The 14,304-nt window shown below is 51.4% G+C and carries 19 protein-coding genes; 9 read left to right on the top strand and 10 right to left on the bottom strand.

Annotation, left to right across the window (positions count from 1 at the left end):
• Window positions 1–13: 13 nt before the first annotated feature.
• The 8 genes from traK (at window position 14) to HU824_RS08120 (ending at window position 5,871) form a co-directional block, all read left to right on the top strand.
• Complete coding sequence (gene traK, locus HU824_RS08155) at window positions 14–637, top strand: conjugative transposon protein TraK (protein ID WP_018667416.1); 624 nt, start codon at window positions 14–16, stop codon at window positions 635–637.
• Window positions 638–642: 5 nt separating this feature from the next.
• A complete protein-coding gene (locus HU824_RS08150) occupies window positions 643–960 on the top strand; it encodes a TraL conjugative transposon family protein (protein WP_018667417.1) in 318 nt (105 codons plus the stop codon).
• Complete coding sequence (gene traM / locus HU824_RS08145) at window positions 941–2,290, top strand: conjugative transposon protein TraM (protein ID WP_018667418.1); 1,350 nt, start codon at window positions 941–943, stop codon at window positions 2,288–2,290. The genes HU824_RS08150 and traM overlap by 20 nt, the downstream gene beginning before the upstream one ends.
• A 63-nt stretch (window positions 2,291–2,353) precedes the next feature.
• Window positions 2,354–3,358: a conjugative transposon protein TraN gene (gene traN / locus HU824_RS08140; protein ID WP_018667419.1), complete on the top strand. Its 1,005-nt coding sequence runs from the start codon at window positions 2,354–2,356 to the stop codon at window positions 3,356–3,358.
• A 2-nt stretch (window positions 3,359–3,360) separates the two neighbouring features.
• A complete protein-coding gene (locus HU824_RS08135; protein ID WP_018667420.1) occupies window positions 3,361–3,936 on the top strand; it encodes a conjugal transfer protein TraO in 576 nt (191 codons plus the stop codon).
• Window positions 3,937–3,944: 8 nt separating this feature from the next.
• Complete coding sequence (locus HU824_RS08130; protein WP_065538003.1) at window positions 3,945–4,847, top strand: toprim domain-containing protein; 903 nt, start codon at window positions 3,945–3,947, stop codon at window positions 4,845–4,847.
• Window positions 4,844–5,347 carry a DUF3872 domain-containing protein gene (locus HU824_RS08125; RefSeq protein WP_065538002.1) on the top strand — a complete coding sequence of 168 codons (504 nt, stop codon included), beginning with the start codon at window positions 4,844–4,846 and terminating at the stop codon, window positions 5,345–5,347. The genes HU824_RS08130 and HU824_RS08125 overlap by 4 nt, the downstream gene beginning before the upstream one ends.
• Window positions 5,344–5,871 carry a lysozyme gene (locus HU824_RS08120; RefSeq protein ID WP_018667423.1) on the top strand — a complete coding sequence of 176 codons (528 nt, stop codon included), beginning with the start codon at window positions 5,344–5,346 and terminating at the stop codon, window positions 5,869–5,871. The genes HU824_RS08125 and HU824_RS08120 overlap by 4 nt, the downstream gene beginning before the upstream one ends.
• Before the next feature lie 68 nt (window positions 5,872–5,939).
• On the opposite strand, the gene HU824_RS08115 is transcribed toward HU824_RS08120, so the two are convergent.
• The 10 genes from HU824_RS08115 to HU824_RS08070 form a co-directional block, all read right to left on the bottom strand.
• The gene (locus HU824_RS08115; protein WP_018667424.1) at window positions 5,940–6,161 is read right to left on the bottom strand and encodes a hypothetical protein; all 222 of its coding nucleotides are present in this window, start codon (window positions 6,159–6,161) and stop codon (window positions 5,940–5,942) included.
• Between the two features lie 116 nt (window positions 6,162–6,277).
• Window positions 6,278–6,586: a hypothetical protein gene (locus tag HU824_RS08110; protein ID WP_018667425.1), complete on the bottom strand. Its 309-nt coding sequence runs from the start codon at window positions 6,584–6,586 to the stop codon at window positions 6,278–6,280.
• 53 nt (window positions 6,587–6,639) lie between these two features.
• Window positions 6,640–6,885: a hypothetical protein gene (locus HU824_RS08105; protein WP_018667426.1), complete on the bottom strand. Its 246-nt coding sequence runs from the start codon at window positions 6,883–6,885 to the stop codon at window positions 6,640–6,642.
• Window positions 6,882–7,115 carry a DUF3873 domain-containing protein gene (locus tag HU824_RS08100; RefSeq protein ID WP_025069036.1) on the bottom strand — a complete coding sequence of 78 codons (234 nt, stop codon included), beginning with the start codon at window positions 7,113–7,115 and terminating at the stop codon, window positions 6,882–6,884. Before HU824_RS08100 ends, HU824_RS08105 begins: the two co-directional genes overlap by 4 nt.
• A gap of 20 nt (window positions 7,116–7,135) precedes the next feature.
• Window positions 7,136–7,393 (bottom strand): hypothetical protein, encoded by a 258-nt coding sequence (locus HU824_RS08095; protein WP_057098472.1) that lies wholly within the window; start codon window positions 7,391–7,393, stop codon window positions 7,136–7,138.
• Window positions 7,394–7,417: 24 nt separating this feature from the next.
• Window positions 7,418–8,701: a PcfJ domain-containing protein gene (locus tag HU824_RS08090; RefSeq protein WP_176468592.1), complete on the bottom strand. Its 1,284-nt coding sequence runs from the start codon at window positions 8,699–8,701 to the stop codon at window positions 7,418–7,420.
• 2 nt (window positions 8,702–8,703) lie between these two features.
• Complete coding sequence (locus tag HU824_RS08085) at window positions 8,704–9,114, bottom strand: PcfK-like family protein (RefSeq protein WP_024988513.1); 411 nt, start codon at window positions 9,112–9,114, stop codon at window positions 8,704–8,706.
• A 15-nt stretch (window positions 9,115–9,129) separates the two neighbouring features.
• A complete protein-coding gene (locus tag HU824_RS08080; RefSeq protein WP_117754265.1) occupies window positions 9,130–9,726 on the bottom strand; it encodes a hypothetical protein in 597 nt (198 codons plus the stop codon).
• Between the two features lie 12 nt (window positions 9,727–9,738).
• A complete protein-coding gene (locus HU824_RS08075) occupies window positions 9,739–9,960 on the bottom strand; it encodes a hypothetical protein (protein WP_117754264.1) in 222 nt (73 codons plus the stop codon).
• An 11-nt stretch (window positions 9,961–9,971) separates the two neighbouring features.
• Window positions 9,972–10,187 (bottom strand): hypothetical protein, encoded by a 216-nt coding sequence (locus HU824_RS08070; RefSeq protein ID WP_117754273.1) that lies wholly within the window; start codon window positions 10,185–10,187, stop codon window positions 9,972–9,974.
• Between the two features lie 1,239 nt (window positions 10,188–11,426).
• On the opposite strand from HU824_RS08070, the gene HU824_RS08065 reads away from it, so the two are divergent.
• Window positions 11,427–14,273, top strand: a complete 2,847-nt coding sequence (locus HU824_RS08065; protein WP_176468591.1) for a TonB-dependent receptor — start codon at window positions 11,427–11,429, stop codon at window positions 14,271–14,273.
• Window positions 14,274–14,304: the final 31 nt, after the last annotated feature.

Genomic DNA, 14,304 nt, shown 5'->3' with positions numbered 1-14,304 from the left:
CGAATAAACAACAATGGAATTCAAGTCACTCAAAAACATCGAATCATCGTTCAGGCAGATACGCCTGTTCGGTATCGTCTTCCTCTCGCTGTGCGCCGTGATAACGGTATGGAGCGTGTGGAGTTCCTACCGCTTCGCGGAGCGGCAACGTGAGAAGATCTACGTGCTGGACAACGGCAAGTCGCTGATGCTGGCTCTCTCGCAGGACCTGTCGCAGAACCGTCCGGCAGAAGCAAGGGAGCATGTGCGCCGCTTCCACGAGCTTTTCTTCACGCTCTCGCCCGAAAAGAGCGCGATAGAACACAACGTGAAGCGTGCCCTGCTATTAGCGGACAGGAGCGTGTACAACTACTATTCGGACTTCGCCGAGAAGGGGTACTACAACCGCATCATCGCCGGGAACATCAACCAAGTGCTGAAGGTGGACAGCGTGGTGTGCGACTTCAACGGCTATCCTTACCGTGCCGTGACCTACGCCACGCAGAAGATCATCCGGCAGAGCAACGTCACCGAGCGCAGCCTCGTGACCACATGCCGCCTCTTGAACTCGTCCCGTTCGGACGACAACCCCAACGGGTTCACCATCGAGGGTTTCACCATCATCGAGAACAAGGATTTACAAACCATCAAACGCTAACAGGCATGAAAGGAATCGGAAAATCGCTGTGGAGGGTCTATTGGAAACTCCACGACAAAAAGAAAATGCTGGTGGCAAGGCTCAAAGGGTATCTGGACGGCTTGCCGCCGAAGACACGCAGGCGTGTCGTGCTGGCAATGCTCGCCGCATTCGCCGCGCTTGCCCTCTACACCTTCGGCAAAGCCGTCCATGACATCGGCAGGAATGACGGCAGCCGTATGGTGACAGACCATGCCGGACAGGTGGAACTGTCCTTGAAGCCTGAAGTGAGTGACAATTTTACACCTTATTATAATAATATGTATGGAACAGACGAAGAATGAACCTAAAAACGAGAACAAGGCGGCTCCCGACAACGGGAAACCGAAGAAGGTGCGCAAGCCGCTGACCGAAGCCCAACGGCTGAAACGTCAGAAGATGATAGTGCTGCCCGCTATGGTGCTGGTATTCCTCGGTGCAATGTGGCTGATATTCGCACCGTCCTCCGGCAAGGAGCAGGAGCCGGGAACGGGCGGCTACAACATCGAAATGCCCGACGCGGACAAGGCGAACCGCCGGATTATCGGCGACAAGGCGAAAGCCTACGAACAGGGGGCGATGGAAGAACGGCAGGAGAACCGCGACCGTGCCATGCAGCAGTTGGGCGACCTGTTCGACCGCGAAACAGTGGAAGCGGACAATGGCAGTGACTTCGACCTTGCCAATCCCGGTGGAACGGAAGAGGCGGTGAAGCCCGCACCGAAAACCATCCAATCCTCCGCAGCCGCCTACCGCGACCTCAATGCCACGCTCGGTAACTTCTACGAGCAGCCGGAGAACGACAACGCGGAGATGGACGAACTGCTGGAGCGTATCGCATCGCTGGAATCGGAACTGGAAAGCGAGAAAGGCAAGGCGTCCGCTATGGATGAGCAGGTGGCACTTATGGAAAAGTCCTATGAGCTGGCGGCGAAATACATGGGCGGTCAGAACGGCGGCAAGCCGGAACCGGTGCAGGCGGCTGAGCCTTACCCCGTGCAGAAAGCCGGAAAGAACACGGCGAAACCCGTCAGGCAGGTAGTGCATCAGGTGGTGTCCTCGCTTGGACAACCGATGAGTAACGCCGAGTTTGTCGCCTCCTTCTCGCAGGAGCGTAACCGCAATTTCAACACGGCGGTGGGCGTCACGACCGTATCGGACAGGAACACCATATCGGCGTGCGTCTATGGGGCGCAAAGCGTGACCGACGGGCAGGCGGTAAGATTACGGCTGCTGGAGCCGATGGCGGTGGCTGACAAAATCATCCCCCGTAATGCGGTGGTGGTCGGCACGGCAAAGATTCAGGGCGAACGGCTTGATATTGAAATTACTTCGCTGGAGTACACAGGTACGATCATCCCGGTGGAACTGGCGGTGTATGACACGGACGGGCAGCCCGGCATCTTCATCCCCAACTCGATGGAAATGAACGCTGTCAGGGAGGTTGCCGCAAACATGGGCGGCTCGCTGGGGAGCAGCATCAATATCTCCACCAATGCAGGGGCGCAGCTCGCCTCCGACTTGGGCAAGGGGCTGATACAAGGCACGAGCCAGTATATCGCCAAGAAGATGCGCACGGTGAAAGTGCATCTGAAAGCCGGGTACAGGGTCATGCTCTATCAGGAGATAGACTGAAAACAGAATACAGAAAAAGTAACAACAACCAATGTTTAATTTACCACTAAAATCCAAAGTAATATGAGAAAAGTAATCATCATGTTTGCCCTCGCTATGGGCATCGCTACTGCCAACGCGCAGGAGAACGTGACCGTTGGAACGGACAACGGCAGTGTAGAACAGCCGACGACAGAACAGCCGACCTTGACAAAGGAGGTCTATCCGCAGAAGGAGGCGGACGGCGACCTGTACCACGGGCTGACAAGAAAGCTGGGATTTGACCGCATGGTCCCCCCGCACGGTTTGGAAGTGACCTACGACAAGACCGTCCACGTCATTTTCCCCTCGGAAGTGCGCTATGTCGATTTAGGCTCGCCCGACCTGATTGCGGGCAAAGCCGACGGAGCCGAGAACGTCATCCGCGTGAAGGCTACCGTGAGGGACTTTCCGAACGAAACCAACATGTCCGTAATCACGGAAGACGGAAATTTTTACACCTTCAACGTGAAGTACGCCGCCGAACCGCTGCTGCTCAACGTGGAGATGTGCGATTTCATCCATGACGGCTCGGCGGTGAACCGCCCGAACAACGCGCAGGAAATCTATCTGAAGGAGCTGGGCAGCGAAAGCCCGATGCTGGTGCGCCTTATCATGAAGTCCATCCACAGGCAGAACAAGCGCGAGGTGAAGCACATCGGCTGCAAGCGTTTCGGCATCCAGTACCTGCTGAAAGGCATCTACACGCATAACGGGCTTCTGTATTTCCACACGGAAATCAAGAACCAGAGCAACATTCCTTTCGACGTGGACTACATAACGTGGAAAATCGTGGACAAGAAGGTAGCGAAGCGTACCGCCGTGCAGGAGCAGATCGTCCTGCCGCTCCGCGCGCAGAACTACGCCACGCTCGTGCCGGGCAGGAAGAGCGAGCGCACGGTCTTCACGATGGCAAAGTTCACCATCCCCGACGGCAAGTGCCTCGTGGTGGAGCTGAACGAGAAGAACGGCGGTCGCCACCAGTCCTTCGTGATTGAGAACGAGGACTTGGTACGAGCCAATACCATCAACGAACTTCAAGTGCGCTGACTATGAAGAAGTACCTTTTTATGATTATCGCGTCGCTTGCCCTGTTCACAGGGCGGGCGAACGCCCAGCGGTGCCTGCCGAAGATGCAAGGCATCGAGGTCAGGGCAAACATGGCGGACGGCTTCAATCCCGGCGGCAACGACGGCGGGTACAGCTTCGGGGCGGCTCTCTCCACCTACACGAAGAAAGGTAACAGATGGGTGTTCGGCGGCGAGTACCTGCTGAAGAACAACCCCTACAAGGACGCAAAGATACCCGTGGCACAGTTCACGGCAGAGGGCGGCTACTACTTCAAGATACTGTCCGACGCGCGTAAAACCGTGTTCGTCTATGCGGGTGCTTCGGCTCTTGCCGGGTATGAATCGGTGAACTGGGGCGAGAAGGTGCTGCCTGACGGCTCCACGCTCCATGACCGTGACGCCTTCATCTACGGCGGTGCGCTGACGCTGGACGTGGAGTTTTACGTGGCTGACCGTATCGCCCTGCTCGCCAACCTCCGGGAGCGTTGTCTGTGGGGTGGCGACACGAGAAAGTTCCATTGCCAATTCGGGGCGGGCATCAAGATAATCATCAACTGACGCACCGCATGGAGCATACGGACATCGACATGATAAGGCGGATTCCGTTGGCAGACTTTCTCGCGCGGTTGGGGCACGAGCCTGTACGGAGAAGCGGAAACGAGCTTTGGTATCGTGCGCCGTACCGCAATGAGCGCACACCCTCTTTCCGTGTGAACGTGGCGAAACAGCTCTGGTACGACTTCGGTTTGGGCAAGGGTGGCGACATCTTTACGCTTGCCGGGGAGTTTGCGCAAAGCGTGGATTTTATGGAACAGGCGAGGTTTATAGCGAAAGCCGCAAATATGGTGGTTGATAGGTCGGCTTTTCCGACCTATCAACCGAAGCCTGCCGAACCTGCCTTTGAAGGAGTGGAAGCCGTCCCGTTGCTCCGCTCACCGCTGACGGACTATCTGGCGGAACGGGGCATACCTTATGCCGTTGCATTCCACCATTGTTTCCGCCTGAACTATGGCGTGCGTGGAAAGCGGTATTTCGCAATAGGCTTTCCAAACATGGCTGGCGGCTATGAGGTACGCAGCCGCCATTTCAAGGGTTGCATACCACCGAAAGATGTGTCACTGGTAAAGCTGGAAAATACCGCTGCCGACGTGTGCAGCGTGTTCGAGGGATTTATGGATTTCCTTTCTGCTGCCACACTCGGCATAGTCGGCAATGGCGACAGTCTTGTGCTGAACTCCGTTTCCAACGTGGAAAAGGCGATGAAGCATCTGGACGCTTACGGACGCATCAACTGTTTCCTTGACCGTGACGAAGCCGGACGGAGGACGCTTGACGTTCTTGGCAAACGCTATGGCAGACGTGCCTGTGACCGTTCAGCCCTCTATGACGGTTGCAAGGACTTGAACGAGTATCTGCAACTGACAACGAAAAAAGAAATGAACAATAACTTAAAAATCAAATTGAAATGAACATACTGAACAACAAGAACCGAAGAAAATCCATCTTCAAGGCGTTGGCACTCTGCCTGTTCGCCGCCGTGTCGCTCACGCTCGTGTCGTGTGACGACGACATGGACATCCAGCAATCCTATCCCTTCACGGTGGAAACCATGCCCGTGCCGAACAAGGTGACGAAGGGGCAGACGGTGGAAATCCGCTGTGAGCTGAAAAAGACGGGCGACTTCGCCAACACCCTCTATACCATCCGGTATTTCCAGTTCGAGGGGGAAGGTACATTGAAAATGGACAACGGCATTACGTTCCTGCCCAACGACCGCTACCTGCTCGAAAACGAGAAGTTCCGGCTGTACTACACGGCAGAGGGCGACGAGGCGCACAACTTCATCGTGGTGGTGGTGGACAATTTCAAAAATTCCTATGAATTGGAATTTGACTTCAATAATCGGAACGGTAAGGACGACATTCAGACCGTCATCCCTATGGGCAATTTCAAACCTCTGCCAAGATGATGCGTGTATTCATGGCTATCCTCTGTTCGCTGCTGGCGGTCTGTTCCGTGTCCGCACAGATCAGCCGCCAAGAGGGAACGGACAGACAGGCGGCAATCTACCGCCTGCCACTCATGGAGCGGGCTTTTCTATGCACCCGCTATTTTGAAGGCTGGCATGACCAAAGCTGCTATCCCTACTTGGGCTGGGGGCATCGTTTACAAAAAGGCGAAAGGTATTCTGCACGCACCATGACGAAACGGCAGGCGGACGCGCTCCTGCGCAAAGACCTGCGGAAGTTCATCGCCATGTTCCGTAGGTTCGGGGCGGATTCGATTTTGCTTGGCACGCTGGCTTTCAATGTCGGTCCGTCGAAACTTTTGGGCGGCAACGGATACTCCAAAAGCACGCTGATCCGAAAATTGGAAGCGGGCGACAGGAACATTTATCGGGAGTATATTGCTTTCTGCAATTACAAGGGTAAACGGCACGCCATGCTGCTCAAACGGAGGAAGGCGGAATTTGCGCTGCTGTATGTTCCATGATATGGCAAGTGCCTGACAAAAGAAAATCCGATGAAGCTGCCTGCTTCATCGGATTTTCCGCTTTCATTTCATACATTCGGTATTGTTCCCATGTCGATTACCTCACCGTCCCTGCAATGTTCGATGATGCCGGGTGAAAATCCCATGCTTCCGATTGCGATATGACGGATATACTCCGCATACTCCCGACCTTGAAAATTCTTTCCCGTCAGGTTTTTGAAAATCATCTTCATGCCTGTTCCGTCATCGCTGTGCAAGATGATTTTTCCGTTCTGTCTGATTGCTTCCATGATTAAAACTTGTTTTTGTAAATATTATCGAAGATTAGACAAGGTTTCTTTGCTACTTTCTTTGTCCGCCATCATGCTCACCGAAAGAAAGTAGGGCGGCTTTTGCCGCCCACCCCTCAAAATCGGGTGTAAAGCCCCGTTACCATCGTGAACATTTCTTCCAGCATATCGCAATATATCCCCTTGTGCGTTTCGATGTCCTTCGTCTTGCACTCGAATGTCTTTTTGCTGAACGTCCTGCGGTAGAAACGCATATTGTAGAGGTCTGCCCCTCCGTCATAGATGATGTCAAGGCGGTTGGCACTTGTCTTGTTCCTCGCAAGGCTCATGCGCAAGCCGTTGCCCATGTCTATGAAGTCCTTGCTTCCAGTCATGGCGGCAAAGCGTCTGCCGCCTATCTGCTCCAAAATTGTCTTCGCTATCATATACGCTGTCTTTTAGGGTTTATATGTTGGCGGTGCGGACACCGCCAACTTGTTCAACATTCTGTTATCTCGGCAATGGGTGTGTTTCGTTTCAACCATTCCATCAGGCACTCCATATTGTACTCGCTTGTGATGACTGCCGTATGGCTGTCAATGGCGGTAAACCTGCTACTTTCATAGTCATCTATCCACTTTTTTAGGGTATCAACTCCCCACGCTTCGGCATCGTCAAAGATGCCGTCCAATACTTTGATAGGCTCGCTGAACTTCACTATCAGCGTTTGGTAGGCTGCGTTCATCGTCTGTCCTCCTTTCCTCCCTTTGCCGTGAGCCACTTGTCCCGTGCGGCTCGGCACTCGTCCAACGTGGGTTTGACACAAGAGAACAACTCTCCGTTTGTGGGATGGCGGTAGTCGTACTGCACAAGTGTCCGCTTGCGTCTGCCGATACCTAATTGGAAACGCTCGTATTTCTCCGTACCTGCTTCGGTGCAGGTGCTTATTCCGTTGATGGTCATTCGTGTTGCCATAATCGTTGATTTTAGAGTGGTTAAAAATGTACTGACAAAACTCTGTTGCGCATCACCATTTCGGGGTCACTCGTATAGCGTTGGTGCAGGTAGAAATGGTGGGAGCCGAAGCCGTAAAGGAAAAACCTGTCAAGTTCGTGCTTCTCGGCAAAGTCCTTGACGCTTGCCCTTAACTGCTCCTCACTCGTTGCCAGAGTGAGGAGGTTTACAAATTCAAGGAACATTGTGGGGATTTTATCGTCCCACAGACAAATCATGCTTTCAATTCTTACTTCCATACTATTGGGTATTATAGGTTTATACTATGCCGCTTCCATTCGTTGGCGGATAAGGTTCACGTTGCTGTTCACAAGGTTTACAATGCGGTCGTGGTATTCGGTGTTCTCGTTGCATAAGCCACGGCACTGCACCACCTCCAAAGTTTTCAGTGATACCTCTATCGTTTCTATGCGTCTGCCGTCAATGGTCGCTGAAAGGATAAGAGAATTTTCCCGATTGTGGTAGCCACCCACGCAATGGTGCATCATACGTCCTTCCTCTATCATTTCCTCCACGCTCTCTATGACCTTGATACGGATAAGGTTGTCGGAGAACACAAGTCCGAAGAAGATACCTTTGGCTTTTAGATAGTTCTTCTCGTCCTCAATCGCCTTTTGCCGTTGCTGTTCCGTCCGCTCACGTTCCCTTTGTCGGTTACGCTTCGCCACCAACTTGTCGTGTTCGGCTTTGAGGTCGGCAGGGCAAACGTACTTCGGGCTGTTCGTGTCCTTGCCGAAATGACGCAGGAGGTCTATCGTGTCACGCCACATAGAGCCGTTGGCAATGGTGTAGCCATTTCGGATACATATCTTCAAGGATGCCCAATACTCTACGATATTGAAAGAGTGGTATATATAGTAACGCAACATGGGATATTGCCCTGCCTTCAACAGCGTTTCGGCTCGGCAGTCGGAAAGTATGGCTTTGAAAAGGTCGTAAGGCAGGATGTTGTGATAATCACCCTTGAAGCCGTTGCGTTTCACTTCGGGTATGAAACGCTGTCGGGGGTAGGTGCATACCGGATTTATGTCGTATGCCCGAAATTCTCCATTCTTGCGTACCTCCATGTCGCTGTATTCATTCCATAGGTCGTAATAGAACAAGGACATGCCACGCAATCGGGCAACGGTCGTTGTCTTGCCGTCGGGGGCAATCCACCTCTGCACCACTTCAAAGATGGAATATTCGGCTGTCTGCCCTGCCTTGTATCGTGACTTGACGGAAAAGAAGCGTATCACTTGGTATCGCTTGCAGGTGGTGACGATGGAGAAATACTCCATATCGCTGAAAACACTCTTTCGGGTGCGTAATGTTTCCAACTCCATGCCGCAACGGGGGCAGGTGCATCCGCAAATGGTATCTGCAAGGTCGTGGTCGCTTTTCCACGAATGTCCGCACTCGGTGCAGATGTTCGTGCCGTCTGCCCTTTTGATGGCGTAATGCTTGAAGCAATGGCGGAAAGCGTATGCCCTTTGTTCTTCGGTCAATCCCGGTAGTCGCTTGCTCAAACGTGCGACTTCCTGCTGTATGCGTGTTCTCGGTTTCATAATCAGAAGTCAAATAGTGATGGTTCAACTTTGGTTTCTTTCTTCGCTGTTGGCTTGTTGCGGTTCTGCAACTTGCGGAGTTCCTCGTCTTGGTATTGTCGGATAGCGTTCTGCCGTGCTTCCGCCTTTTCCTCCGCTGTGAGTTCCACCACATGGTTCACGGCTACCTTGCATTGGATAGGTTCGCCCACCTCTACCTCGTTCTCGTCATAGTAGTGGACGGCTTGTCCGTATATCTCTCCGTCCGTGAAGCCGTTGCAACCGCTTTTCTGCACATAGTTCAGAATGTAGGTCACGCAATCGTCTATGTTCTTGGCTGGGTTGCGGTAGTTCTTCGCAAAGAGCGCATCTTCGGCTGCACGCTGCTCCAAGTACATCTGTATCGTTCTTTTGAAATGTTCTGTTCCTTTCATATCGCTGTCGTTTTATCAGTTATACATTTTTCCGTTTCCCAAAAACTCGTAGTCGTTGGCTGCGCAACTCTCCTCGAAACTCTCCTCGCTGCACTGAAATTCCATATCGTCACGGCACGACTTGAAGAAGCTGTTAAGGCACTTGTCCATAAGGTCGTACAGAGTGGTTCGGGTATCGGGGGCTTTCAGAAAGTCGTAGATGGGTCGCAGGATGTCCTCGTCTGCGCAATAGCCTGTCAGTACGCAACAATTATCCGTGAATACACGGCTTTTGCGCCTTTTCTTGTAATTGCCTTTTAGGTAGTAGGTTCTCGGCTTGAATAGGGTATGCCAATAGTTATTGACGATGTATTTCAGAAGCCGTATGCCGCAGAGTTCCTCTTCCTCTCCGCTGTAACGTGAGGTGAAGCGGTAGGAATAACGGCACGTGTCGTAACTCCAATCGTTAACTTTGACCTTGAACACACTCTCAAATGCTTCCAGCGTGTTGCGGTTGTCACTCTCCCAACCGTATTCAAAGGTGCGCAGCCATTCATTGTATGCGGTATCTCTCGCTGCTGCGGAGAGTTCGGCTAATTGGAAAAGGTCGTATGTCCTTGTTATCGTTCTCATATCGCTGTCGTTTTAGATGGTCTGTTTCAGTATCTCTCTCCAATAGGTCGGCTGCACTTCGCTCAAAAGGAAGTCTGTAAAGTCCCTCCGTGCGTCCTTGTTCAGTTCTCGGTAGAGTTCACGGAACACGGATATGTTGCCGTTGATGTACGTTTCCACCATGTACTCGAAGATGTTGTCCACCTCGTAGTATCTGCACTGCTGCGCTGCTGTCTTGCTGTTTCTCTTTGCCATATCGGTAAGGATTAAAGGGTGAATAACCAAAGGATGAAGCCGAAGAAGACGATTGTGGAAAGGATAGCCATGATTACGCCTATCGTTACTCGGAACACTCCGTTTACAATTTCTCTGATGATACCCCAAAGGATGCCGAACACCCCGAAGGCGGTGCGCACCATTAAGCCGCATATCGCAAGCCCTATGTACTGTGCCATTTGTCTGAAATCTGCCGTTGCCGTCATATCTTCGCTGTTTTGATTTTTTTGTTTTAATGCGGATTCAAGAGCTGAGGGAGTTGAGTTTCAAACTATCTTATCTGCCTCTCGTTTATCCGACATTTTTTTTATGCGTCTTTCTGTCGCATCGGTCGTTTTCGTTTCGGGTGCTTAAAAAGGCAGGGATTAGGGGATGCAAGGTTTTTCGCGGAAATACTACCCGCAGGGCTGGAGATTTCCGCAGAAAACAGGAGGCTTGACCTTGCATTCCCGTCCAATCCCGGAATTACCTTTGCGCCCAGAACGGAAATGACTGCCTGATGCGGCTCACTGAAAGACGCGAAAATGGAGGTAAACGGAAGTGGAGGCAGATTGGACAGGAAAACTTCAAAAGAGAAATCCGTAAAAAAGGGATAATGCCAAAAAGAAAAGGGACACTGCCGGAAGCGTGAAACCGGGCAAACCACCGGCAAGGAAGTATGATTTTATATGTCTGGCCGAGCGTGTCCGGTCTGACGGATAAAATCATTCTTCCCGGTTTGCCTGCCGTGTATGACGGCTTGTTCCATTTACGGATCGGGCGGTCATGCGCGGCTTTCCGCTTACGGCTCAAAGGAACAGCAAAAAAGAAAAATCGTCAGAAACCCGTAAAAGCACCTCTCTGGCATAAGCGCAAAAGAAATGGGCCTTGCATCATCAGTCTAAACTTCTGTTTAGGCGTGAGGCAAAGCCCTTTTCTCCGCTTATGCGGTAGTCGGCATACGTTCGTCCAAAATCTCTTTGGGCGATGGTGTGCCGACGGACAAAACCGCTTTTACGGAAAAACTTATATGTGAGGATAAAAAATCAGGAGATTTATTTCTAAATCTCCCGTTTAATTTCTATTTTTGCATACGAAGAGTTCTTTGAAGGTTACGCAACGCGCAGAAGGATGATGCAGTAGATAACTAACTAATTCGTAACCTATTACTATCATGAGCAATTAACCTACGCTCATTTCCAATAAATTACACTCTTTTCGTAACTTCAGATAGCAAATATAGCACTTTTTCCAATATCTGCCAATCTCCCTACTAAAAACAAAAAGATCCTCTCTTTTCTCTGAAGAAATGAATAATAGACCACTAAAGAGGCTATTTGGAACCTACAGCCCGAATTTATCTTAAATATGTAGCATCAATTCATAAAAATACACCTTGATAATCTGATAATATCTCACGTACTTTGCAAACATTCTGATATAACTATTCACAAAAAGACAGACTTATGAAAAAAAGAATTCTAATAACGCTATTCGCAGCGTTACTATTCAGCTTTTCCATATCTGCACAGATATTGAAGGGGCACGTATATGATGCAACGACCAATGAACCGCTTGCAGGGGCATCGGTCACCTACAAGCTGAAAGACACGCAAGGCGTAGTGACCGACATAAACGGTGCATACGAAGTACACCTGCCGGCGGGAGGTGTAGATTTGGTATTCAGCTACGTGGGATATGAGGATGTGCCAATGCCCATCGTCATCAGCAAAGGAGACATTATGCAGAAAGACGTGTACATGAAGGAAAGCACCAACCTGCTGGAAGATGTCGTGGTCTCGGCCGGACGGTTTGAACAGAAGCTGAGCGATGTGACGGTCTCCATGGATTTGATAAAGGCCAGTGACATTGCCCGCCAGGCTCCCACAGACATCACCTCGACACTGCAGACCATTCCGGGGGTGGATATCATCGACAAGCAACCCAGCATTCGAGGCGGTGGCGGCTGGACTTACAGCGTAGGTGCCCGCAGCCTGGTACTGGTAGACGGGATGAGCGTGCTCAGCCCCCAAAACGGAGTCATCAACTGGAACAGCGTACCTCTGGAAAATGTGCAGCAGGTAGAGGTCATCAAAGGAGCCTCCAGCGTGCTCTATGGTTCGTCGGCCCTGAACGGCATCATCAACATACGCACCGCACGGCCGGGACTGACCCCTCAGACCCGTTTCAGTGCCTATGTAGGAATCTATGACGACCCCGACAACAGCGATTACCAATGGAGTGACAAATCTTTCTGGAAAGAGGACAAATATCCGGTAAAGCCCTTGTTGCGCAACAGCCTTTTCAGCGGTGTACGCAATCCGCTCTACGAAGGTTTCGACCTCACCCACTCCCGCCGCATCGGTAACTTTGACGTCAGCGGCGGACTGAATCTCTTTACCGACGAGGGCTACCGCCAACAAGGTTACAACAAACGTTTCCACATCAACGGAAACCTCACCTACTATCAGCCGGATATGGGTATGAAACTGATGAACTACGGTTTCAACGTGGATTTCCTTTCCAACAAGTACGGGGATTTCTTCATCTGGCGCTCGCCCGGCGAGGCCTACCGCCCCTCTCCCTTTACTAATATGGGACGTGAGTCCAACAACTTCCGCATTGACCCTTTCTTCAACTTCACCAATCCTGAAAGAGGTACTTCACACAAAGTAAAGGGCCGTTTCTACTACAGTGCGGACAATGTGGTACGCCCTACACAATCCGCCTCCATTACGGATATTCTGGGCAACATGGGCACCAACGCACAAGTCATCCAGAACATTGCCAATGGAGACTACACAGCCCTCCAGCCACTGATGACCGGAGTTATCAAATGGCTGGGAAGCGACAAGCTGAGTGATTTGATGGACGGTGTCTTCGGCTCTCTGGACAACATATTCCCCAATGCCACCACTGCCGACTATTGCGACCTCATCTCCTGGGTAATGAGCAACGGCCTGCCGTCTGACATGGGAGGACTGCTTGAAGGGAAACTACCCAGCGACCTGGTTCCCTGGCTATCCGGTGTACTCAATCCGAAGCGCAATCAATCACCAACACGGACGGACAAGAATTACGACTATTATCTGGACTATCAGTTCAACAAGAAATGGGACGGCGGCGCACAAATCACCACGGGTCTGACTTACGAACATATCCGCACCTTCTCCGGCGAAACGGAAGAAGTACATCAAAGTGACAATGTTGCCGCCTATATGCAATACGACCAGCGCTTCTGGGACCGCCTCAGCGTATCGGCCGGTGTACGTGCCGAATACTACCGGATAGACAAGCACTACCGGGAAGCCGACACAAAGGTTTTCGGGAGCAAGATTCCTTTCCGCCCCGTGTTCCGTGCCGGGCTGAACTACCAGCTAGCCGATTACAGCTTCCTGCGTGCCAGCTTCGGCCAGGGTTACCGTAATCCCTCCATCACCGAGAAATACCTTCGCAAAGACATCGGAGGTGTAGGTGTATATCCCAACTACAACGTACAGCCGGAAAAAGGATTCAATGCCGAGCTGGGATTCAAGCAAGGGTACAAGGCAGGCAATTTACAAGGATTTGCAGATGTCGCCGCTTTCTATACCCAATACAAGGATATGGTGGAATTCAAGTTCGGCCTATTCAACAATGCGGACCTGAGCATGATAAACAGCGTTACAGACGCCATACAAATGCTGAAGAACGGCAAGGGTTTCGGCATCGGGGCACAGTTCCACAACGTGTCCAAAGCACAGATTTATGGAATGGAAATCAGCACCAACGGCATGTACACCTTCAACAAAAACGCCAAGCTGCTCTATAACCTGGGATATGTATATACCGAACCGAGGGATGCCGACTACAAGAAACGCAATGCCCTGGAGAACACCTATACCGACCCGCTTCAGATGAAGGAGAAAAGCAATGACGGCAAGTACTTGAAATATCGTCCGAAACACAGTTTCAAGGCCACGCTGGACTTTCAGTGGAAACGCATCAACATAGGTGCCAACGTAAACTGGAAAAGCAAGATACTTGCCGTGGACTATATTATGCTGGACGAACGCAGCAAAAGTGAACCTGACCTGCTGGACTACGTGCGCGGCATCCTCTTCGGCTCGTCCAACGGGGAAACCCTGGCATCCTATTGGAAAAAGCATAATACGGACTATGCCACAGTGGACATGCGCTTCGGGGTGAAAGCCACCAAGGAAGTAGCTTTCCAGTTCATGATAAACAACCTGCTGAACAAGGAGTACAGCTATCGTCCCATGGCAGTGGGCGCGCCACGTACTTTCGTCGTAAAGATGGACGTTACATTTTAAAAAAAGAACATTTCATTTGAAAAACAGAATG

This window comes from Bacteroides sp. L10-4, from assembly GCF_013373675.1.
Classification (GTDB): Bacteria; Bacteroidota; Bacteroidia; order Bacteroidales; family Bacteroidaceae; genus Bacteroides; species Bacteroides muris.
Note: the sequence above shows the minus strand (reverse complement) of the source record. Positions and strands in the feature narration are given on the sequence as shown.

Excerpts from the sequence above, each read along its gene's own strand:
- traK (WP_018667416.1), top strand. The coding sequence starts at position 14 with ATGGAATTCAAGTCACTCAAAAACATCGAATCATCGTTCAGGCAGATA.
- HU824_RS08150 (WP_018667417.1), top strand. The coding sequence starts at position 643 with ATGAAAGGAATCGGAAAATCGCTGTGGAGGGTCTATTGGAAACTCCAC.
- traM (WP_018667418.1), top strand. The coding sequence starts at position 941 with ATGGAACAGACGAAGAATGAACCTAAAAACGAGAACAAGGCGGCTCCC.
- traN (WP_018667419.1), top strand. The coding sequence starts at position 2,354 with ATGAGAAAAGTAATCATCATGTTTGCCCTCGCTATGGGCATCGCTACT.
- HU824_RS08135 (WP_018667420.1), top strand. The coding sequence starts at position 3,361 with ATGAAGAAGTACCTTTTTATGATTATCGCGTCGCTTGCCCTGTTCACA.
- HU824_RS08130 (WP_065538003.1), top strand. The coding sequence starts at position 3,945 with ATGGAGCATACGGACATCGACATGATAAGGCGGATTCCGTTGGCAGAC.
- HU824_RS08125 (WP_065538002.1), top strand. The coding sequence starts at position 4,844 with ATGAACATACTGAACAACAAGAACCGAAGAAAATCCATCTTCAAGGCG.
- HU824_RS08120 (WP_018667423.1), top strand. The coding sequence starts at position 5,344 with ATGATGCGTGTATTCATGGCTATCCTCTGTTCGCTGCTGGCGGTCTGT.
- HU824_RS08115 (WP_018667424.1), bottom strand. The coding sequence starts at position 6,161 with ATGGAAGCAATCAGACAGAACGGAAAAATCATCTTGCACAGCGATGAC.
- HU824_RS08110 (WP_018667425.1), bottom strand. The coding sequence starts at position 6,586 with ATGATAGCGAAGACAATTTTGGAGCAGATAGGCGGCAGACGCTTTGCC.
- HU824_RS08105 (WP_018667426.1), bottom strand. The coding sequence starts at position 6,885 with ATGAACGCAGCCTACCAAACGCTGATAGTGAAGTTCAGCGAGCCTATC.
- HU824_RS08100 (WP_025069036.1), bottom strand. The coding sequence starts at position 7,115 with ATGGCAACACGAATGACCATCAACGGAATAAGCACCTGCACCGAAGCA.
- HU824_RS08095 (WP_057098472.1), bottom strand. The coding sequence starts at position 7,393 with ATGGAAGTAAGAATTGAAAGCATGATTTGTCTGTGGGACGATAAAATC.
- HU824_RS08090 (WP_176468592.1), bottom strand. The coding sequence starts at position 8,701 with ATGAAACCGAGAACACGCATACAGCAGGAAGTCGCACGTTTGAGCAAG.
- HU824_RS08085 (WP_024988513.1), bottom strand. The coding sequence starts at position 9,114 with ATGAAAGGAACAGAACATTTCAAAAGAACGATACAGATGTACTTGGAG.
- HU824_RS08080 (WP_117754265.1), bottom strand. The coding sequence starts at position 9,726 with ATGAGAACGATAACAAGGACATACGACCTTTTCCAATTAGCCGAACTC.
- HU824_RS08075 (WP_117754264.1), bottom strand. The coding sequence starts at position 9,960 with ATGGCAAAGAGAAACAGCAAGACAGCAGCGCAGCAGTGCAGATACTAC.
- HU824_RS08070 (WP_117754273.1), bottom strand. The coding sequence starts at position 10,187 with ATGACGGCAACGGCAGATTTCAGACAAATGGCACAGTACATAGGGCTT.
- HU824_RS08065 (WP_176468591.1), top strand. The coding sequence starts at position 11,427 with ATGAAAAAAAGAATTCTAATAACGCTATTCGCAGCGTTACTATTCAGC.